This window comes from Streptomyces sp. NBC_00322 (assembly GCF_036147535.1).
Taxonomy (GTDB): Bacteria; Actinomycetota; Actinomycetes; order Streptomycetales; family Streptomycetaceae; genus Streptomyces.
On sequence record NZ_CP108019.1, the window covers coordinates 2369505 to 2389723 of the forward strand.

The 20219-nt window shown below is 71.4% G+C and carries 19 protein-coding genes and 1 pseudogene; 4 read left to right on the forward strand and 16 right to left on the reverse strand.

The annotated features are described in order from the left end of the window. Positions 1 to 3: 3 nt before the first annotated feature. Positions 4 to 1377: a tetratricopeptide repeat protein gene (locus tag OG905_RS10675; protein ID WP_328667495.1), complete on the reverse strand. Its 1374-nt coding sequence runs from the start codon at positions 1375 to 1377 to the stop codon at positions 4 to 6. Between the two features lie 214 nt (positions 1378 to 1591). After that, complete coding sequence (locus OG905_RS10680) at positions 1592 to 3028, reverse strand: DUF4331 domain-containing protein (RefSeq protein WP_328667496.1); 1437 nt, start codon at positions 3026 to 3028, stop codon at positions 1592 to 1594. Positions 3029 to 3509: 481 nt separating this feature from the next. Between OG905_RS10680 and OG905_RS10685 the strand changes: the two genes are divergently transcribed. Continuing rightward, positions 3510 to 4244 (forward strand): alpha/beta hydrolase, encoded by a 735-nt coding sequence (locus tag OG905_RS10685; RefSeq protein WP_328682163.1) that lies wholly within the window; start codon positions 3510 to 3512, stop codon positions 4242 to 4244. Positions 4245 to 4364: 120 nt separating this feature from the next. Here OG905_RS10685 and OG905_RS10690 read toward each other — a convergent pair whose 3' ends face one another. After that, positions 4365 to 4742 (reverse strand): winged helix-turn-helix transcriptional regulator, encoded by a 378-nt coding sequence (locus OG905_RS10690; protein WP_328667497.1) that lies wholly within the window; start codon positions 4740 to 4742, stop codon positions 4365 to 4367. A 105-nt stretch (positions 4743 to 4847) separates the two neighbouring features. Between OG905_RS10690 and OG905_RS10695 the strand changes: the two genes are divergently transcribed. After that, positions 4848 to 5213, forward strand: coding sequence for a DoxX family protein (locus tag OG905_RS10695; protein WP_328667498.1), 366 nt, complete (start codon positions 4848 to 4850; stop codon positions 5211 to 5213). A 297-nt stretch (positions 5214 to 5510) separates the two neighbouring features. On the opposite strand, the pseudogene OG905_RS10700 reads toward OG905_RS10695, so the two are convergent. Beyond that, positions 5511 to 5834: pseudogene (locus OG905_RS10700) on the reverse strand (SDR family NAD(P)-dependent oxidoreductase); the annotation flags it as partial. Here OG905_RS10700 and OG905_RS10705 point away from each other — a divergent pair. Then, positions 5834 to 6382 carry a TetR family transcriptional regulator gene (locus tag OG905_RS10705; RefSeq protein ID WP_328667499.1) on the forward strand — a complete coding sequence of 183 codons (549 nt, stop codon included), beginning with the start codon at positions 5834 to 5836 and terminating at the stop codon, positions 6380 to 6382. The pseudogene OG905_RS10700 and the gene OG905_RS10705 overlap by 1 nt on opposite strands. Positions 6383 to 6742: 360 nt before the next feature. Here the strand turns inward: OG905_RS10705 and OG905_RS10710 are convergent, their stop codons facing one another. Continuing rightward, entirely contained in the window at positions 6743 to 7483 is a 741-nt protein-coding gene (locus OG905_RS10710; RefSeq protein WP_443043922.1) for a DJ-1/PfpI family protein, read from the reverse strand. A 509-nt stretch (positions 7484 to 7992) separates the two neighbouring features. Here OG905_RS10710 and OG905_RS10715 point away from each other — a divergent pair. Beyond that, complete coding sequence (locus OG905_RS10715) at positions 7993 to 8889, forward strand: discoidin domain-containing protein (RefSeq protein WP_328667500.1); 897 nt, start codon at positions 7993 to 7995, stop codon at positions 8887 to 8889. 10 nt (positions 8890 to 8899) lie between these two features. On the opposite strand, the gene OG905_RS10720 is transcribed toward OG905_RS10715, so the two are convergent. The 11 genes from OG905_RS10720 to OG905_RS10770 all read right to left on the reverse strand — a co-directional run bounded on the left by OG905_RS10720 (position 8900) and on the right by OG905_RS10770 (position 20212). Next, complete coding sequence (locus tag OG905_RS10720) at positions 8900 to 10450, reverse strand: BTAD domain-containing putative transcriptional regulator (RefSeq protein WP_328667501.1); 1551 nt, start codon at positions 10448 to 10450, stop codon at positions 8900 to 8902. 177 nt (positions 10451 to 10627) lie between these two features. Then, positions 10628 to 11143: a phage tail protein gene (locus OG905_RS10725; protein WP_328667502.1), complete on the reverse strand. Its 516-nt coding sequence runs from the start codon at positions 11141 to 11143 to the stop codon at positions 10628 to 10630. Positions 11144 to 11164: 21 nt separating this feature from the next. Continuing rightward, complete coding sequence (locus OG905_RS10730) at positions 11165 to 13105, reverse strand: putative baseplate assembly protein (RefSeq protein WP_328667503.1); 1941 nt, start codon at positions 13103 to 13105, stop codon at positions 11165 to 11167. Further along, positions 13102 to 13527 carry a GPW/gp25 family protein gene (locus tag OG905_RS10735; protein WP_328667504.1) on the reverse strand — a complete coding sequence of 142 codons (426 nt, stop codon included), beginning with the start codon at positions 13525 to 13527 and terminating at the stop codon, positions 13102 to 13104. Before OG905_RS10735 ends, OG905_RS10730 begins: the two co-directional genes overlap by 4 nt. A 5-nt stretch (positions 13528 to 13532) precedes the next feature. Beyond that, positions 13533 to 13814, reverse strand: coding sequence for a PAAR domain-containing protein (locus tag OG905_RS10740; protein WP_328667505.1), 282 nt, complete (start codon positions 13812 to 13814; stop codon positions 13533 to 13535). A gap of 83 nt (positions 13815 to 13897) precedes the next feature. Beyond that, positions 13898 to 15751: a VgrG-related protein gene (locus OG905_RS10745; protein WP_328667506.1), complete on the reverse strand. Its 1854-nt coding sequence runs from the start codon at positions 15749 to 15751 to the stop codon at positions 13898 to 13900. Next, positions 15741 to 16523 carry a CIS tube protein gene (locus tag OG905_RS10750; RefSeq protein ID WP_328667507.1) on the reverse strand — a complete coding sequence of 261 codons (783 nt, stop codon included), beginning with the start codon at positions 16521 to 16523 and terminating at the stop codon, positions 15741 to 15743. The genes OG905_RS10745 and OG905_RS10750 overlap by 11 nt, the downstream gene beginning before the upstream one ends. Positions 16524 to 16528: 5 nt before the next feature. Further along, entirely contained in the window at positions 16529 to 16969 is a 441-nt protein-coding gene (locus OG905_RS10755) for a phage tail protein (RefSeq protein WP_328667508.1), read from the reverse strand. A gap of 46 nt (positions 16970 to 17015) precedes the next feature. After that, entirely contained in the window at positions 17016 to 19418 is a 2403-nt protein-coding gene (locus OG905_RS10760) for a hypothetical protein (RefSeq protein WP_328667509.1), read from the reverse strand. Positions 19419 to 19583: 165 nt separating this feature from the next. After that, positions 19584 to 19739 (reverse strand): DUF6760 family protein, encoded by a 156-nt coding sequence (locus tag OG905_RS10765; protein ID WP_328667510.1) that lies wholly within the window; start codon positions 19737 to 19739, stop codon positions 19584 to 19586. Next, positions 19736 to 20212 carry a hypothetical protein gene (locus tag OG905_RS10770; protein ID WP_328667511.1) on the reverse strand — a complete coding sequence of 159 codons (477 nt, stop codon included), beginning with the start codon at positions 20210 to 20212 and terminating at the stop codon, positions 19736 to 19738. Before OG905_RS10770 ends, OG905_RS10765 begins: the two co-directional genes overlap by 4 nt. Between the last annotated feature and the right edge of the window lie 7 nt (positions 20213 to 20219).

Sequence of the window (20219 nt, forward strand, 5' to 3'; positions counted from 1 at the left end):
CGATCACGATTCCTGGCCGATCCGGGCGAGAGCGGAGCGTGCCGCGGTGGGGTGGAGGATGTCGAAGTGCGGATTGATCCGCAGTGCGCGGTGCAGATCGGCGCGGGCCGCGTCCAGGTTGCCCAGTGCCTGGTGGATCACTCCGCGGTGGTAGAGGAAGAGCGCGTTGCGAGTGCCCAGGGCAAGCGCCTTGTCGGCCCAGGTCAGCGCCTCGCGGTCGCGTCCCGCGCGGTGCAGCGCCCACGCGTAGGCGTCCTGCATGGCCATGAACGGGCGTGAGCGCAGGCCGCTCAGCCCGAGCTCGACGGCCTCGGCGGGGGCTCCGTGATCGGCTTCGAACAGGGTGCCGTCGGAGTCGAGCGATACTCCGGCCGTCCGGAAGAGGCGCTGCTGTGCCCGGTACAACTCGTACTGCTGCCGGGCCTCTTTTGTCCTGCCGAGGGATTCCTGCAGCTCCCCGAGGGCGATGACGTACTCGGGTTGCGGGACCCTCGCGATGGCGTCGGTGTAATCGCGCACCGCTTGCGCGGTGTTGCCCATGGCGGCAGCGGCTCTGGCACGGATTTCCAGGAGTGATGGATTTCCCGGATCATCGCGCAGCCCGGCTTCGGCTTCGCGCAGGGCTGTGGCGGGATGGCCTTCGTTGAAGGCGAGTTCCGCCAGGTGGTAGCGGGCGAACGCGGCGTCCGCGGTGCTGCCTGAGTCGTTGAGTGCGCGCCGCATGAGCGCTTCGGCCTCGGCGGTGTCGCCGCGCAGTTCCCAGGAATAGGAGGCGCGGGCGAGGGAAGCGGCGGACGGCTGGAGATCCACCATGTCCTGGACGGCCTGGAAGGACTCGTTGTAGCGGCCGAGCTGGGTCAGCGCGTCCCCCAGCACTCCATGCGCGGCCGCGCTGTACGGGTTGGTGGCGACGGCTTTCCGGGACCAGGCCAGCGCGGCGGTGAAGTCGTGCCGGGCGGCGGACAGCGCGGCCATGCCGGTCTGCGCAGCGTAGTTGTCCTGGCGTTCCAGCGCCATTGAACGGTCCAGTGCGCGCTGGGCCTTGGGGTAGTACGACGGGTCCGCGGTGTTCTTGGCCTGCTGGACGTAGTCCACTCCCAGCTCCGCCCAGCCGCCGGCATCCTTCGGGAGGCGGCGCAGCCGTTCCTGGAGGGCGCTCACCCGCCGGGCGAGGCTGTCGTGAGGGCGGGCGCCGCCCGCGGCGGACACCGGACCGACGTCGCCGGGACTCGCTGATCCGGCGGGGTTCAGGACGACGGCCCCGACGGCGAACAGGCCCGCGCCGAGGGCCAGGACGCAGGCCGCTCTGGCCAGTCGACGGCGGCGCCTGGACGGCTTCGCGGGCACGCCGGCGGCGGGCGGCGAGGGAGAGAACACAAGAGCCCCCCAGTGGGCAGGACGTGGGTGGACGGAGAGGGATGGGAGTGAGCGGGAGGGGCGAGGCACGGGTGGTCCTCGCCCCTCCGGGAGACCGCCGACCACGGTGTGTCGCAGGCACGGCGAACGGGCTACGACAGGCGGCCGGTGCGGAGTACGGGTGTCAGTGCCTACGTCGGCCCAGCACCCGCACGCCGTGTGTCACCAACGTGGTTCACGGGTTGGTGTTGGGCAGCGGCACGTAGGGGAACGAGGCACCGAAGCCGTGATCGTTGGTGTCGACCTTGTCTCCGTCGGCCAGTTCAGGCACGAGTACCCCCGTCTGGGCCGCGCCTTCCATGGCCTGGAGGGAGATGTCGATGACGTCGTCGGCGAGCCTGCGTCCGTTGGGGAAGCCGGCCAGATCTCCCGCGAGAACGCCGAGGCGGTTCGGCACGGCGGTGGGCGGGATGGACATGTTCAGCCGGAGTTCCTCGGCCGGCACAATCCGGTTGACCGGGGCGTCGGCATTGAGCCGCTGTGCGTTGAGGTCCGCCACGATGGGGCCGCACGCCGCGCAGATGCCGGTGAGGTAGATCTCGAAGAGATCGTTGCGCGGAGTCGCCGGCGCGGGGATCCCGTAGATCTGCTGGATCAGCTTCGGCAGGATCGGGTCAAGGACCTTGTCCACCACCGGCTGCACCGTACGGTCCTGGTCGGGCGAGAGCGTGTTGAAGGCGTCCTTGTACCTCAGCGGTACGACGACCTCGTTGACCAGAGGGTTGCCGAGCCGGGAGACCTGGCGCCAGCTGTCCTTCCCAGGGCGTCCGTCGCGCGTGACGTCCGCACCGCGGCGGTCGGTGGTGGACCAGATGCCGACCACGGGGTTGCGGCTGGCGTTGCCCTTCAGGGCCAGGACCTGCTTCGGGACCTGGATGGCGAGGGTGTTGACGTTGTACCCGCCCAGGGTGTCCAGTCCCCGCTCCGAGAGGTCGCCGCCGTACAGCAGGTCGAAGACGCGCAGGTCGGCGAAGAACGGGTCGTCGGACTGGCCCGCGAACGTCTGGCCGCCGCCGGGAAGCGGCCGGATGGCCTGGCTGAACAGAGAGGCGTAGTTGGGCATGGACGCCGGACCGACCCGGGAAGGCGCGGCCGGAGCGTTGTGGAGCAGGGTTTGGACGTTCTTGTGGGAGTCGGTGACCGTCAGGTCGTACGTCTGGCTGAAGTTCAGGTCCGGGTCGGTCAGCGTGGTCACGACGCCGGTGTTGTACAGGAACTGGTTCGCGGCGTCGCGGACGTGGTTGGTGAACTTCCAGGTGTACGTGACGTCCGGACGGCCGTCTCCGTCATTGTCGATCTTGATGTTGTAGCGGGCGTCGTCGGCGAACGCGTAGAAGTTCGGGCCGCCGTTGGGCTCTTCGAACGGAATCCAGCTCGCGACAAGAGTGACGGTGTCCGGGTTGTCGGGACTGGTGAAGGCGTAGACGTCGGTGTTGTCCGCCCGAGGATCGCCTGCGATGAGCGGGGCCTCGCGGTGACTGGAGGCGGTGCTGACGCCGGGTGCAAGGGTCAGCGCGGCGAGGGACGCTGCCAGCGCGCCGGCTCCCAGCCCCGCCACCGTGCGGCGGAATCTGAAGCGCGACCGGTTGCGGCCGGTCGAAAGAAGGGTCATCGGGTTTCCTCTGCTCAGCAGCCGCGGTCGGCACAGCAGCCGGACAACCTCCGTGTGCTGCACCCTGGCTGTCCGGGTTTGCGTGCAGAAAAGCACTGGCGGCGTGCGAAGTGCTGGAGGGTGTTTGAGCCGTGTGGCTCACCCGATGGGGGCCGGTCCGCGATGACTTCGCAGATCACAGCGAGGAGGTACCTGCTGTTCGAGGAGCCATTGATTCACCCGACACGGTCGCGCCGGGACTGGGCCGGGTGGGTGGGCGATGCGCGCGGGCAGGTTCGGCGACGCGGCGCACCCAGGTAGGCCGTGACGCCACTGGGCCGCGCGCAGTACGGTCACGCGCACGACGGGAGACGGGAAGAGGAACCCCATGAGCCCGAACGCAGGCGAAACCGTACGCCTCGAGGACGCGGTGCTCACGCGTGCCGCGCAGGCGGGTGACGTCGCTGCCCTGGGTCTGCTGCTGGAGCGACACCGGGCGGGTATGCGCGCCGTGGCGCTGAGCATTCTGGGACCGGGTCCCGACGTCGACGACGTGGTCCTGGTCCACGGTGGATTCGTGGACGGATCTGGCTGGCAGGGTGTCCACGAGCGCCTCGTGGAAGCGGGCTACAAGGTAAGCATCGTGCAGAACCCGACCCAGTCCCTGCCCGGCGACGTCGCGGCGACTCTGCAGGTCGTTGCGGAGCAGGACGGCCCCACCGTGCTGGTGGGTCACTCCTACGGAGGTGTCGTGATCACCGAAGCCGGACGGGACCCCAAGGTATCCGCACTCGTCTACGTCGCGGCATTCGCACCGGACGAGGGCGAATCCGTCAACACCTTGATCGCGGACCCGCCGCCAGGTGCGCCCGTTCCACCGATCCTCCCTCCGAAGGACGGGCAACTCCTCCTCGACCGCGAGCGGTTCCACGCCTCCTTCGCCGGTGACCTGCCCCAGGCACAGGCACGATTCATGGCCGACTCCCAGGTGCCGTGGGGAGTCGAGGCCCTGAACGGCGCCGTCGGCGTACCCGCGTGGCGAACCAAGTCCAGTTGGTACCTGGTCGCTGCCGACGACCGCATGATCCCTCCCCCGGCTCAGCGGGCGATGGCCGAGCGTGCGGGTGCCACCGTCGCCGAGGCTCCGGGCAGCCACTCCATCTACGTGTCGCAACCCGCCGTGGTCGTCGACATGATCAGTCAGGCCACCGCCGCTCAGGTCGCGTCGGGGAAATAGCGCCGTCCGCCCGCAGGGCGGGCGGGGGTCAGCGTGGCCTCGTAGCAGGTGAGTTGGACAAAGATCAGCTTCCGCAGGCGGTGCAGGACGGACCGGCTCCCACCCCTCAGCGGGAGCCGGTCACGCGGGCGGGGTGTCGTACGCGGCTCTGCTGGCCTGGATCCGTGCGTTGTGCGCGATGGCCCAGCCCGCGAGCGCCAGGGCGGGCGGGATGAGGCTCTTCCCCATGGCCGTGAGCGTGTACTCGACACGTGGCGGAACCTCCGCGTAGACGGTGCGGGAGACCAGTCCGTCACGCTCAAGGTTGCGCAGGGTCAGTGTGAGCATCCGCTGCGAGATGCCGGGGATCTGCTTGTGCAGTTCGGTGAAGCGCAGACGCCCGTCGTCGAGCGTGGCCACGATGAGCAACGTCCACTTGTCGCAGATCCGGTCCAGTACGGCACGGATCGCCCGACCGCCGTCTCCTCGGATCATGCAGGTGTGTTCGTACTGCGACATGACAGCTCCCTGTGCCTTGCTCACATCAGTGTGCCTTTTGTAGGCCTCCCGATAGTGACTCATGATGGAGCAACTTACGGTTGGTAACTAACGCGAGGGATCTCCATGCATGTCGCGTACTGGATCGTCGCCGCGCCCCTCGCACTGTTCTATATCTATGCGGGAGGCAAGAAACTCCTCCAGGATCAGGAGCAGTTGCGTCCCATGATGGGCTGGGTCGACAGCGTGCCCATGCCGCTCGTCAAGCTCATCGGGGCCCTGGAGGTCCTCGGCGCGCTCGGTCTGCTCCTGCCGCCTCTGACGGGGATTACGGCCTGGCTCGCCGTCGCGGCCGCGGTCGGCCTGGTCCTTGTGCAGATCGGCGGTATGACGCTGCACTTGTCCCGGGGTGAAGTCCGGGAGACGGGGCTCAACATAGTTCTTCTGGTGCTCGCCGCGGTCTCCGTATGGCTGGGAACCGTCTGGCTCTGACCGTGCGCCCGGCCTGGCTGTGCCGGTCAAGTCCGTGATCTCGACCGGGGTGCCGTGGCGTTCCGTGCCCAGCTGGCGCCTCACCTGGTGGGCAGTGGTCATGGATCCCATGAGCAGGACCGCACCACGCCTGCTCAACCCCCGGCCCAGGCTCGCCATCACGCGGTTGAGCCGGCCGGAGACGACGCTCGGCGGTGGTGTGCGGCGGTCAAGGGCCCGCAGCGCCGTCGCCACGACCTCCCCAGGGGACTGGCGTTTGGAGCCGCCGTCCGCGGCATCCGAACCGATGACGTCGAAGAACTCGGTGCTGGTCGCACCGGGAGACAGTGCGAGTACGCGCAGCCCGGTGCCGCGGGATTCGTGCCACAGGGCTTCGGTGAAGCTCAGCACGAATGCCTTGGCCACCGCATAGACGGCCATGTTCGGGACGGGCAAGTACGCGGCCATGCTCGCGACGTTGATCAGTACTCCGGTGCCGGCGGTCCGCAGCGGCTCGATGAACGCCCGGCTGATGTCGATGACGCGCGCGACGTCGACGCTGATCTCCTCCCGCAGGCGCTGCGGGTCCTCTCGATGGAACGGGCCGCCCGGCCGGACTGCGAGAGCGCACCCGGCGAGCAGTGCGGGTCGAGATCGTCGCCACCGCGATGAGGCTTTTCCTCGAGCGCGGTTTCGAGGCCACGACCATGGAGCAGATCGCGGGCGAGATCGGCATTTCGCGGCGCTCGCTGTTCCGCTACTTCGGCACGAAGGAAGACATCGTGCTGGGCGACCACGCCGAAAGCGGCAGGGTCCTGCAGGCCGCATTGGAAGCCCGTCCGGCGGGCGAGTCCCCATGGGACGCACTGCGGGCGGCCCTCAAGACGCTCTTCGAGTCGCTCCCGTACTCGCCGGAGGACTTCCTCAAGATCACCAGCATGCTCCACGCGTCACCCTCTCTCCGAGCACGTCAGCTGGAGAAACGTCAGCAGTGGGCAGAACTGCTCGTGCCGGACATCGCTCGACGACTGGGCGCCGACGCGGACCCGATGACCCGGCTGCGCGCCGGCGCGCTGGTCGCCTGCGCCCTGGCCTGCTCCGAAGCAGCAACGGACGCCTGGGTCCGAAGCAACCGCACGGTCGACATGGAACGGGCCTTCGATGAGGCGGTCGCCGCAGTCCGCGGATAATGCCGACGATGCCCGTCAGGCTCCAGCCCAGCGGGGAGCGGACGAACGGCCGCGCGCGGGGCAGAGCCCGCTCCGTGGTCGGGACCCGCGTCGCCCGCATGGCCGCCCAGCGCACACGAGCAGCCGCAGGCGTTCGCCGACGAACGCCTGCGTTACGACCACCTCGCGTTCATGGCCCGGACCGAAGCGGGGATCCGCCTCCAGACAGCCCATCTGGCCTGCACACCAAGCATGCTGACGCCTCATCAGGAGATGCATCAAACTTGCGTCACATGCGTCGAATATGCGTCAGCACGTGCCTTCTGCCGCTGACCTGGCGAGACCGCCGAGCCATGCGCCGAGCTCGCCCTGCGGTCGCGCCTACCGGGACCACACCGTGCCGCGGGCCTCGTACTCCAGCATGGCCTCGACGCTCGTCGCCGCGTCGGGGCCCAGTTCGCGGCGGACCAGCCACAGGGCGAGCTCCAGGCCCGAGGTGATGCCCCCGGCCGTCACCAGATCGCCGTCGTCCACGACACGCGCCATCTTCAGCACGCCGCCCTGCCGCTCCAGGTCCGGGCGTGCCTTGTGGTGGGTGGTACAGGGCCGGCCTCGGGTCAGTCCGGCGGCGGACAGCAGCATGACGCCCGTGCACAGTGCGCTGATGGTGAGCCCTGGGCGGGTCGCCGCTTCCAGTGCGCGGGGAAGGGTGCCCCGCCGGATCTCGGCCCACACCCCGGGATCCTCGCGGCGGGCGTAGCCGCCGCCCGGCACCACGATGATGTCGGCCTCGTCCGGGGCCCAGCCGTGCTCGACGCGGACTCGCGTTCCGTACGAAGCGCGGACGAAACCGGGGTGGGCGGCAGTGACATAGCGGACCTCGACCGCCCGGTCCGTAAAGAAACGGGAGGCTGAGAAGACCTCGTACGGTGCTGCGAAGTCGAGTTCCTCCACCCCGTCGAACATGACGATGTGCACCTTGAGTGGTTTCCGGCCCCCAGCGGTGCTGCTCTCGGCCGCGGAGGCGGCCGGGCCGGCTCCGACTCCGGCGACTCCCGCGACCGCGCCGGTGACGCCGAGGGCGGTCGAGGCCCGGAGCAAGTCCCTTCGGTTCAGGCTCATTCAGTTCTCCTCATCGGTGTGGTTCGGACGGTATGGATCCGGGCCCGCCTTGGATGGTCACTCGGGGCGGGACGGCCGGGCCTGCCCGTCGGGATCCATGCAGACGGGGTCCCCCTCGACCACACCTGTCTCGTCCTTCACCGTTCCAGCGAGCCGCAGCCTCTTCGCAGAAGTCGACGGCGCCAACGCACGAGTTCCTCATCGATCTTGTGGCATGCGCCACAGCCGGCCAGGCGCAGGTCGCAGTACGGCGCCCGAAAGGGCAGCGGCGGGCGCTTCGGTGGTTGCCCTTGCAGGCGTGTGCGGGAGGCACTGCCTGGCGCAGCATGGGTTGCGGAAGGGGTGAGGGGTCCGTGGTCAACTGCGCAGAGTGCGGGAATCGGTGTGATCCCGGGGAGCAGTTCTGCGGCGCCTGCGGTGCCTTCCTCGAGTGGTCGCGGCCGAACACCCCGGCAGCCGCGGCTCAGCCGGATGCCACAGTCCCGACCCCGACAGGGCCGGACGTCGCCGTGCCTCGGGAGGAACCCGCAGCGCAGGCGAGCGGGCCGACCATCCCGCCGAAGCCCACCGCCCCGCCCCTGCGCGCCGTTCAGCCTCATGTCGAGGAGCCCGGCCGTCCGGTGCCGCCGCCGTCGCGGCACGGGGATGCCGCCGAACCGCCGCCCCAGGCCGGGGACCTCATCTGCGGCCAGTGCGGCAGCGGAAACCTGCCGACGAGGCGTTACTGCCGACGTTGCGGTGCCTCCCTCGCGGACGCCCCTGTCGTACCCCGGCCGCCCTGGTGGCGGCGGCTGTTCACACGCCGGCCCAGGCCGAAGCCCGTCGCCGGGGAGCGGCCACCGCGCAGGCAGTGGCAGCGGCCGCGATTCGTCCTGCCGCTGCTGGTGCTTTGCATCCTCGTGGCGGTCGGGTACGCCTTCCGCGGCGAGGCCGACCGAGTGCTGGAGGCCGTAAGGGACCGGACGTCCAAGACCGAGCAGATGCATGCCGTGAAGGTGACGGCGTCGAGTGCGGGAAAACAGCACCCGGCCACCCTTGCCGTGGACGGGACCACGGACAGGTATTGGACGCCCGCACTGCCCGGAGCCTTCAAAGGGGAGTATCTGGAGGCCGCGTTCGCCGAACCCGTTCGTCTGCTCGATCTCGTCGTCCATCCCGGCAGCTCTCCTGCCGCCGAGACGTTCCTCACCCAGGCGCGGCCCAGCAGTCTGCTGATAACCGTCACCTCGAAGGACGGCCGGACGACCGTCAAGACCGTCCAACTGGCCGACGTGCCGGGAGGACAGCGCTTCCACCTCGCCGTCAGCCATGCCGTCCGGGTCCGGCTCACGGTCCAGGGCGTGTACGGGGGCGGGGCCGGCCGGTATCTCGCCTTCGCCGAGGTCGAGTTCTTCAGACGGCGCTGAGCCGGGTGTCTCAAACGACACCCAGGGTATCCAGCATCTGCGCGTGCCGGCGCTCCGCGTGCCGGGCCGCCACCGGGTCACCGGCCTGCCGGTGGGCCGCGATCAGTAACCGCCACACCGCGTCCTGGAACGGGTCCAGGGACAGCGCGTGCGCGGCGGCCGCCACCGCAGCCGCCGCGCGGTTCCGGCCGAGTTCCACCTCGGCCAGCGCGTGTGCCACCCGCACCGCCTGGTTGCGATACTGCTCACGGATCGGCACCACCCACTCCGCCGGGCCGTCCTCCGGCAGCAACTCCCCGGTGTAGAGCCGCAGGGCCCGCCCCAGCGCCCCCGCCGCCCGGTCCGCCTCCCCGCGCGCTGCCGCCCGCAGGCCCTCCCCCGCCGCGGCCTCGAAGGCCTGTACGTCGCAGCTGGCCCCGGGGTCCAGCACCAGCATGTACGCCTCGCCCGACCGCACCAGCACCTGGGCCCTCCCTCGTCCGGTGCCCGGTTCCAGGACGGTCCGCAGGGCCGAGACCGCGACCTGCAGTCCGCGTCCGGCCGTATGGGCCGGGCTCTCCGGCCACAAGGCGGCCATCAGCTCCTCCCGGTGGACGGGCCGCCCCGCGTGGACGGACAGCAGCCGGGCCAGCGCCCGTACTCGCGGCCGGGTGCGGCTCCAGTCCAGTGGACGCCCTGCCAGTGTGGCCTCGTACCGTTGGAAGCAGCGCAGAGACAGCGACACGGAGGGGGCCCCGTCGGTGCGGTGCAGGGTGCCCGTGTGCCGGTCCGGCCGTGCGCAGCGCCGGGCCAGGTGCGCCCGCAGCAGCGGCACTTCGGTTTCCAGGCCGTACTCCTCGGCGAGTTCCGGCGCGTCGGCCCCGTCGTGGCCGCCGGGGTCATCGGGTCCCCGTTCCATCGCACGCACGAGCCGGGGCGGTAACGCCTCCAGCACTTCCCGGTCCAGATAGGTGCGCAGAGCGGCGGACTCCAGCGGGTCGCGGCCCGCGAGCACCGCCGGCCTGCTGAGGCTGAGGACACCGGGCCAGCCCTGGGTGAGTTCGGCGAGCTCCCGCGTGACCTCCGGGGCGTCCGGGAAGACGGAGGCGATCTCGCTTTCGCCCAGCCGCAGTTCACGGGCGCGCAGCACGGCGGTGTCGGCCAGTTCCAGCCGGGTGAGGTTTACCGCGGGCATCCGACGGCCGGCCAGGATCAGCCGCAGGTTCCGCGGCGCCAGCACGGCCAGTTCCTCCAGTAATGCCTCGGCAGGGCTGCCGTGCACGTGGTGGACCCCGTCGACGAGCAGCAGGACCGGATCCGCGCGGTGCTCGACCGCCAGCAGGACGAACTCCACGGACACCGGGTCGGGAAGCTCCAACTGCCTTCCCAGACTGGCGAGCAGCGAAGGCACCCCGAGAGTGTCACGGCACGGCCGCCAGTGCAGCACCTTCCCGGGGAAGGAGTCCGCGGTCCGCGTGAGCAGGGTGGTCTTGCCGTACCCGGCTGGAGCGACGAGCAGCGTCAGCGGCGCTGTCCCCCGAGCGAGCCCCGGCACCAGACGCTCGCACACCGTTCCGTGCATAAGGGCCTCCTCCCCCGACAGGAGGTCAAGGATGGTGCTCACTCTCCGCACCGGCGGAGTAACTGATTACCCCATAGGGGCTTGGGCGTGCAACATGCGTGCTTCCCTGGGCGTTCCGTGCGCCCCTGGTCATTCGGGGCCGGGGGCCGGGCGACGGCGCGCAGGGCGTACGCCCCGCTACGTCTCCGCGACCACCTCGAGGGTGAACGGCAGATGCACCGGCCGGTTGCGGGCCACGAGTGCCGACACGGCCGCCTCGTCCACCGACTCCGCGTCGGGGACCCGCAGCCGCACGGTCAGGTGCGGCTGCGGCGCACCCGGGAGCGCGGTCAGCGCGGTGGCCGACCACACCGTGCCGCCACTTTCCTCGATCTCCGCGGTGACCCCGAACACCTGGCGGATCTGCTCCGCGAGTCCCTTCGCGGTGCCCCGGGTGGCATGCCCGGGCACCGCTCCGCGCACCTCGCCCTCCGCGCCCACCCAGGCCGCGAGCAGCGCCAGGAAGTCGTCGGGGGCCAGGCGCGGGTCGAAGTACGCGGGAAGGCTGTCGAGCACGCCCAGCACGGGCGCCAGGACCTCGTCGAGGGCATCCGTGAGCCGTTGGACAAGGTCGTCGTCCGCGTACACGCCCGGCAACTGGGCTCCCAGCGGATGCCTGGTCCCCAGCCCCGGCACGATCCGGCGCTCAGTCATCACCGGTCACCTCCACTCGTGTCACACCACCCGCACCTGGTGGTCGTAGCTGAAGACCAGCGAGCCCGCGTCCAGCGTGATCCGCTCCGCCGGTTCGCCGCGTCGGCGGGTCTGAAGGTCCGCGGGGAACAGCCGTACGCTCTCCACCGCCTCCACCCCGGCGACCTGCTGGAGCACCGCGTAGACCTCCCCGCTGTGCACGGCCCGCCCGAACGGCCAGCCGTTCCCGTCCGGCCCGCCGGTGAGTGGGTTCAGACGGCTGTACAGGGCGGCGAGCGCGGCCCGCTGCACCCTGGCGGGCGGGACGCCGGCGGCCGCCTGGAGCACCGCGACCACCGTCACGCCCTGGTAGTACGGCGGCTCGACGACCAGCCGTGCGCCCAGCATGCGCCGCGCGTCCAGATGAGCCGCGACCCGGGCCAGGAGCTGCTCCGGGCAGGCCATCTGCCCGAACTCCAGGCGTCCTTCGCCGTCGTCCTCGGCGGCCGGGACCAGCAGCACCCGTACCCCGCCCGCGCCCGCGTCCACGCACCGTACCCGGGCAATCTCGGGTGCCATCTGCCTGGTGAGGTACTCGTAGTCGTCGGCCGTCACGGCCCGCTCCCGGGTGCGCAGCGCCGATGCACCGCGCAACCGGGCGTTCGCCACGTCCTCGCCGTCGACCCCGCCGCTCGCCGCCCGCCGGTTCTCCACCCGTGCGATGTACGGGATCGAGCTGCGCAGCACGGCGAGGGCACGGCGTGCCACGTTGCCGCGCCGACCGCCGCCCGCGAGATACGAACGGACCCGCACCGGGACGCCCTTGGCGGGAACGGCCCCGTAATGGCGGAGGGTGCCGTCGGCCTGCCGTACCGCCGGGCCGAAGCTCACCTCACCGGTGCTTCGGTCCAGTCGTATGTGCCGGGCCAGGGGGCCGGATTCGCCGAAGTGCGCGACCTCGGTCCACTCCGTCCACTCAGCTCCGGGGGCCGCGGTCTCCACGACGAACGGCGGGCCGCTCGCCACCACGGGAGCCCGGTCCAACGTGAACGTCTGGGCGGGCACGCCTTCGGAAACCCCGAGGATTTCCTCGCCGGTCCGCTCGGCGTGCACGGCCGGGGCGGTCCCGCCGATGGTGAACGCCTCGGCGGACAGCAGCTCCGGGGTCGCCGAGTACGTACGCTGCCCCTCGACGGGGGCCTGCACCACGCACCGCAGCCAGCCTGCTCGCTGCCGGGCCTCCACGGAGGCCAGGTGCCCGGCGGGCAGCTGGACCAGTACGTCGCCCGGCCGGTTGAAGCCGCCCGTGCCGTCGCGGTCGACCTCGCAGGGGGTCCAGCCCTCGGCCGTCCATGCCTCCCAGGCCAGCGGCGGGTGTTCGGGGTCGATGCCGTGGCCGGCCACCGGGAAGTCCAGCCGCAGCGCCACCACGCAGGAGGGCGCGGCCCGAGAGAGGCCGAAGAGCACGGCGTCGCCGGGGCGCGGCACGGCGGAGAAGCAGGGCACTCCGTGGCCTCCGGCCAGCTCGGTCCCTTGGTCGGCGGCCACGGAGCCCGGTTCTCCGGTGACGACGGCGAGGGCGGTCAACTCCACCGGGACGACGACCAGTTCCCGGACCGTCGAGAAGACCACCGCCTCCTCGGTCTCGGTGCGGTGCGTGGCGACTTCGGTCCCCTCCCGCACCTGCACGGTCTGGTCCTGCGGCGCCGAGAGCCAGAAGGTGACGTCGGTGCGGGCCGCCGTGGGCGGGTGCAGGGAGAGCCCGATCAGGTCGAGGAACGCCAGGTGGTTCTTGTCCGGGACCCGGTTCAGCCGATAGATCAGCTGATCGGTCATGTGTGCGAAGGCCTCGATCAGCGTGACGCCCGGGTCGGAGACGTTGTGGTCGCTCCACTCGGGGCAGCGCTGCTGCACCATCCGCTTGGCCTCGTCGACGAGGTCCTGGAAGCGCCGGTCGTCGAGATTGGGTTCGGGCAGGCTCACCGGTCACCTGCCTCCGCTGAGCCGTTCCCGTGCGCGGGGATCACATAGAACGGAAACACCAGGTTCCGGGGGTCGTTCGTGCCCCGGGGCGCGTACCGGATATCGATGTAGAGGGTGCCCTCGTCCTGCGCGTCGAAGGTGACGTTGACGTCGACCAGATCGATCCGCGGCTCCCAGCGCTCCAGCGACAGCCGCACCTCGTAAGCGAGGTGGGCGGCGGTGGCCGCGTCGGCGGGAGCGAAGACGTGGTCGTGGATCGCGCACCCGAACTCCGGGCGCATGGGCCGCTCACCGGGCGCGGTGCCGAGGATCAGTCGCATGCTCTCCTCGATCTCCCGGCCCCCGCCGACCAGGGCCACGGCCCCGGTCGCGTCGGTCCGTACCGGAAAGGCCCAGCCGGAGCCGATGAACTGCTCTCCCACCGCCCTCAGCCCCCGATCAGCACGGTGACCGCACCCATGACGATCGGCGCCCCGCACGCGGCCAGGTCGCCCATGCGCGCGGCCGGCATGCCGCCGATGAGAACGGTGGGACAGCCGGGCGGGGCGATCGCGGACGGAGGGTGCACGGCCGGGGGCGGGAACGAGCAGATGTGGGGGGTCGAGACGACGGCCGCGGGCATCCCCGCGATGAGCACGGTGGGCACCCCGGGCGGCCCGATCACCCCCGGGTGCCCGGTGGGGTCACCGACGCGTGCGGCAGGCGGCATCTCGTATGACTCCTCAGGCTGGTTGATTCGTTGGGTTTATGCGGTTGGCTGCTGCGGTTGGTTGCTACGGCTGGTCGACAGGGCTAGTTGATGCGGACGAGGGTGGCGCTGATCGAGCAGCTGGCACCGCCCTTGATCTCGGTACTCGCCTTCCCGTCGACCCCGACGGTCGTACCCTTGACCTCGATCTGGCCGTTGGTCTGCAGCTTCACCGCGCCCGCACCGCCGTCGACGTCGACCCCGGTCTGGGCCTTGACCCGGACGGACTGACCGGACAGTTCGAGCTTTCCGGTGCCGGCGTCCATGCTGATGCCCTGCTCGGCCTTGACGGTGACCTTCTCCTTGGCGGTGATCTCGACCTTGCCGTCGCTGTGCACGGTGACGGAGGTGGCCTTCTGGTCGAGGTGCAGGGTGAGTTCGCCGTCGCCGGTTGCCAGGCGTACGCCCTTGGGCCCGTTCGCGGCGTCCAGCAGCTCCAGCCGGTTGCCGGAACGGGTCACCAGGGAACGGCGGTTGGTGGCCCCGCTCGTGGAGTCGACGAGCGCGCAGTCGTGCTCGGACGGCTTGTCCTGGCCGTTGTAGAGCCCGCCGAGGACATAGGGATGGTCCACCCGGCCCTGTTCGAAGCCGACCAGTACTTCGTCGCCGACCTCCGGACCGAAGATGCCTCCACCTCCCTTGCCGCCGAGGTCCGCGGTCCTGGCCCAGTCGCTGACGTACTCCCCGTCAAGCCAGGGGAAGGCCAGCTTCACCCGGCCCCGGCCCTCGGGGTCCCGGGTGTCGGTCACCGTCGCGTTGACGAGCCCCCCGATGCGGTCCTGGGGGAGTCCGCCGCTCCCGCCCGAGGCCAGCCCGTACAGCGAGCGGTTGGAGCGGCCGCCTACCGTGATCCATGTCTGGTAGCCGATGTCCGGATCGAAGACGTGCCGGCTGCCGGAGATCGTGTACTTCCCTTCGAAGGGGGCCCCGACGTTGGCGAGGGTGACCGCCGTCCCGGCGCGCAGCTGCGGAATGCCCATGGCGACCGCGTCGAGCTCCGCGAACGAGGCGGCGAGGTCGGCGGCGAGCGCCTTCGCGGCCTGGTCGGCCTCGGCCTGCGTGCCGTACGGGGTATCCGTGGCCAGGAAGACGGCCTTGCCGAAGGGACCGGCGGCCTGGCCCGGGGTAAGCCCGAGTTGGAGCCGTTCGCTGCGGTCGGCGGGAGCCCGGCCGACGACGGCGGCCTTGGCCTGCACGTCCCAGCCGCGCACCTCGACCTGCTGGACCTGGTCGCTGGCGGTGACCGCGGCATGGCAGCGCAGCAGGTTCCGCCCGAACTCGAGCACGTGGGGGCTGGCCTGCGGCCGGGTGGAGGTGGCGGGCGCCGTCTCGGCCCTCGCCGGATCCCGGAAGGTGAACTTCCCGTCGACGACGGCGACTTCGGCACCGGCGAGATCCGCCAGCCGGTGCAGGAACTCCCAGTCGGTGATGCCCGGCTGGGCCAGGTGCTCGTACACCGTGGTCGTGGAGTCGACCCTTCCGACGGGCAGCCCGGCCCGCTTGGCCACCTGCACGGCGATGTCGGAGGCGGTCATCTGCCGATACCCGGCGACGCGGCGGCCCCGGAAGAACCGGTGCGCGTGGTCGAGCCCGCGGACCACGGTGAAGGTGCCGGTGGCGTCGAGGTCGATCTCGACGGCCGTGACCTCGCCGGACACCAGGAGCTGGCGCTGCGGATCGTCCCCGGCGCGCGCGTACAGCTTCATCGGCGTGCCGATGGTGATGCCCGTCTTGGGCAGCACCAGGTGGTGGGGGTCGCGGAAACGCATGACGAACAGATCGGGCAGCTGGGTGGAGTCGTCGACGTAGGCGGAGACGATCAGTTCGGCGACGGGCGGGGGCAGCGGCTGTCCGTTCACCTCGACGGCGAGGGTGTTGGCGAAGCTCTCACCGGCCATGCGGGGCCCCGATCTCCTCGGCGGCGGGCAGCAGCAGCTCCGTCCCGGGCGCCAGGCGCATCGGGTCGTCGATGCCGTTGGCCTCGGCGATGTCGCGCCAGGCGGCCGCATCCCCGTACTCCCGCCAGGCCAGCAGCGCGAGCGTGTCCCCGGAGACCACCCGGTGCACCCGGCGGGCGGCGAGCGCGCCCGAGGTGGGGTTCTGGCCCGGCACGGGCCCGCTGATCTCCTCCAGGGTCACCTGGCAGGTGGCCCGGATGGGCAGGCCGCCGGGCGTGAACAGGGTGTACTTGGCCTGCACTTGGCTGACGTACCCGACGAAACCGGTGAGCCCGCCCCAGTGGAAGATCACCCACGGCGGCACGCCCTGCTGCTTCTGGTGGGTCTGGTCGGTGGGCACACAGCAGGACAGCAGCGACTCGACGGCCGACACCACGCTGTCGTCCTGCTTGCCGGTGGCGTCGAAGAACATCTCCAGGGTGAGCTTGGACGGCCCCGCGCCCTTGAACTCCGCGGGCCCGGCCTTCTTGGCGCCCTTGGCGGTCTTCCGCTCCCACTTGGCAGTCTTGGCGAGGGTGAGTTCCTTCGGGTTGAACTGGAAGTTGATCTGTCCCATGCGCGGGCCGGGGGTCGTCGTACCGCCGTCGGCCGGGGGCTGGCGCAACTCCAGATAGGCCCGTTCGAGCTTGGGACGGGAGCCACTGCTCCCCTTCGGATCGGCGGGGCCGGGCGGGGCCGCGGAGGCGATGAAAGCGACAGGTTGGCCGGCCATGTGCCTCAACTCCCCGCGTGGAGAAAGCCGTGGTGGGCGATCTCCAGGGTCTCGGTGGCCACCTTGACGTTCTCCGGGCTGAGGGACGGCCCGGTCCAGCGCACCGGGACCACGTCCATCAGGCTCCAGCGCGCCACGACCGTGCCCTCGACGGTCATCGCGCTGATGTGCGCGGTCTTCCGGGCAGCGCCGTTGATCATGCCGGACAGCCAGGCGGTGACCTTTTCGGTGTCCTTGGTGACGGGCCGGCTCAGCTTGATGTTGGAGTACTTGATCCGGGACGGCAGCTGCCAGACGTATCCGTTGTTGCCGCCTTCCTCGCGTTGCTCCATGACCACTTCGCAGCCGAGGCCGTCACAGCTGTTGAAGGCCCCAAGGTTGATGTTGTCGATCTCGACCGTGAAGCACACGCTCACGGCCGGGTCCGGCTGCTGGTTCTGAGCCATGTCTTCCCTTCAGGACTTTCGGTGACGTTCAGTGGCGGGGGTGGAATCAGTGACGGGGGTCGAGTCGTACGCCGGCCCGCTCCCGGTCGAGCCGCAGCTCGGCGCGGAGCAGTCGGCTGAGGGGCCCGACGAGCCGCCGGACGAGCTCGTCGGTGGACTCACCGCCGCCGGGGGCGGCGGGGGCGGCCGGGGCGGCGGCCTGTTGCCCTGCCTGGGCAGGGGGTGGCGGTGGGAGCGGCTCAGGTGCCGACGCCGGTTCCGGCGGCGGTGCCGGTGCCGGTTCCGGCGGCGGTGCCGGTGCCGGTTCCGGCGGCGGTGCCGGTGCCGGTTCGGGTGCCGGTTCGGGTTCGGGTGCTCGCTGTACGGGAGCGGGCGCGCGCGTCCATGACACCGGCACGGCCGCGGGCGACGCGGGCGGTGGTTCGGGCAGCGGGACGCGCTGCAGAGGCACGGACGCGGTTACGGGCCCGAGCTCCCGGGGCACGGACGCGGGCGAATCAGGCGCCGCGGATCGCTGAGCGGGCAGAGGCGCTGCCAGGGGCGGCGGTGCCCAGGACAGCGGCGCGGCAGTGGGGGGTACGCCCACAGGCGGTGCGGCCGCCGTCCCGACGCGGCTCGGCACTACCCGCTTCGCCCGCGCGGATCGCTGCAGGGGTGCGGGAGAGGCGGGCGAAGGTACCCAGCTCACCGGCACGGCCGCAGGCGGCGCGGGCGGTGGTTCCGGGCTCGGGACCTCGGCGTCAGGCTCGGGCCCGGGTGCGGAATGCAGCTCAAGTCCGCGCTCCCCCACGAGCCCGGCCACGGTCTCCGGACCCGGCTCCGGTGCCAGGGGTGGCTCCTCCACGGCCCGCTGAAGCGGGGTGGCCCGTACGACGGTCAGCGGCTCCTCTTGGCGCTGAACGGGAACGGGTACCGCGGTCGGTTCCTGCGCGGCCGCGGGCAGGGCCTCCGGTGGGGCAGACCCGGACACCGCCGACTCGACGGCCGGAGGCGGAGGCGATGCGTGTGCGGATGCGGGCGCGGGTACCGGTGCGGGTACGGCGGGCAGCGGAGCCCCGAGGCCCGGCCGCCGGGCCGCGGGGGCGGCGCCCGGTGGGACAGGAGGCTGCAGTTCCTGTCGCTGTACGGGCGCGGTTCGCGGCACGGACGGCAGCGGGCCCCCCAGTCCGACCCGCGGGGCCGGAGCGTGCTCCGGCATCCCCGGTGATGGAGCGCCCGCAGCGCTGAGCGGCTGCTCCCCCACCAGCGGGCGCTCCGGCGGCGGTTCGGCAACCGTGGCCGGGATCTCCTTCCTCAAGCGCTGCACCGCGAGCCCCTCGTGGCGGACGTGCCGCTCCATCGGCAGGTGCGGGGACAGCGGCGCGGGCGCCGGAGGTACCGACGGCTCCGAGGCTTCGGGGGCCGCCGGGGGCCGTGCGTCCACGGAGGTCAACGGCTGCTCCCCGATCAGGGGACGCTCCTCCGTCTCCGTCTCCGCCACCGGGTCGGTAGCGGCCTCCTCGACCGTCTGGAGCTCCGGGTGAGGATCAGGCCTCGCATCCGGCGGATCCAGCGGATCCATGGGAGGCGAGGGCATGTTCGGCCGCTCCTCGGGCCGGGGGTAACCCAGTAGGTCGTCAGCCGCCCTCTGCACATGCTGCACAGGAGCCGGAGCCCGTTCCCGCTCGACCGACGGTCCTTCCGGGACGTGCGGGACGTGCGGGACGTGCGGGACGTGACGGGGCTGCCCGCTCCGCGGGGGGCTCGGGAGAGCTGGGGCGATGACCGGCAGGACGGGATGCTCCGCCGGCAACGGCCGCACCTCTCCCCCGGAAGAGTTCACGTCCTGCGCCCGCTGCACCGCAGCGGGCGCGACCGGAGCGAGAGCGTCTGCGGGCCCGGCCGCGAAGATGGGCCGTTCCCCCACCAGGGGTTGCTCGGGGCCCGCGGAAGCCGCCACCGCCTCGGGTTCCGGGTCGGGCTGCGGTTCCCCTTCCAACCGCTGTACCGGTACCGCCTCGCTCGGCGCCGTCAGGGTGGGAACCGCCGGCAATGACCTGACCGGAAGCGTCCGCAGCGGCAGCTCCACCGCCCGGGCGACAGTCAGCGACTGCTGCGGCGCGAGCGGAACCACCACAGGAGCCACCGGTGTTACGGGGGCGACCGCCTCCGTGACGGTCCCAAGAAGGGCCTCGTCGACCGACGGAACCGGCCGGTCCGACTCGACCGGCCGGGTGGCCGCAAACACCTCGTCGCCGGCCGCCTGCCCCACCGGCCGGCCGTGCGGCGGCACCACTCCCGCCCCCGACGACTCCCATCTCTGCACGGACGCAGGGCGTGGACGCGGCTCCAGCACTCCACCGACGACCCCCGCCGGCGCATCCGCGCTCACCGCATGCCCCAGTCGGCGCTGCAGCGACGGATTGCGCCAGGAGGCCAGCGAGTCGCCGAATCCCTTCGGGGCGCTCACCAGCTCTGGCGCCCCGAACGTCAGCCGCTGCACCGGTAGTTCACGCCAGCCGCCATCGGCCTCGCGAGGCGGCACGGCGGCCGGCGCCGTGGCCGGCCCCGGGCCGGCCCAAGGCGCAGGAGCGCTTCCTCGGAACCAGCTCCGCAGCGCGTCGAACACCACCGCTCACCGCCCCCCGGCCAGCCGGTTCAGCCGGGCGATCTGGTCGACGTACCGGCGCCGCTCAAGGTGTTCCAGGTCGAGGATCACATCCATCGGCCAGTGGAAGTGGTAGGCGATGTACGCGACTTCGTCGTACAGCTGCTCCGTCGCGTACATCACGATTCCCCCAGGCGTCCACCACCCGCAAGGTCGACCGCGAAGGCCGTGTCACACGACGGGCACGCCACCTGCGCCCGGGTGTGCCCCTCGGCGTTGATCCGCCGATAGAAGTCCTGCAGGAACGCCAGGTCCGAGGCGAACAGGTCCTCAATGACACCCGCGTGGATATCCGTCACCGAGCCGATCCGCTCCACCACCCGCCCCAGCAGCACCACCGACAGATACGCGGGGTTCTCGCGCACCCTGTCGTCCCGAAGCGGTAGGAGTTCGTCGCGCGCGGTGGCGAGCCGCATCACCCCGCTGCGGTGCACCCGCCCTGCCTCGTCGACGTATCCGCGGGGCAGTTCGAAGCTGAACTCGGTCCGCATCGAGTCGGCTCCGCCCCCGGCCGGGACCTGGACCGCCTCGACCGTTTCGGCCCCCGCCTCGGCCTTCTCCCCGGCGGCGGCCGTCGGCGCAATCTTCCGTCGCATCAGGAGA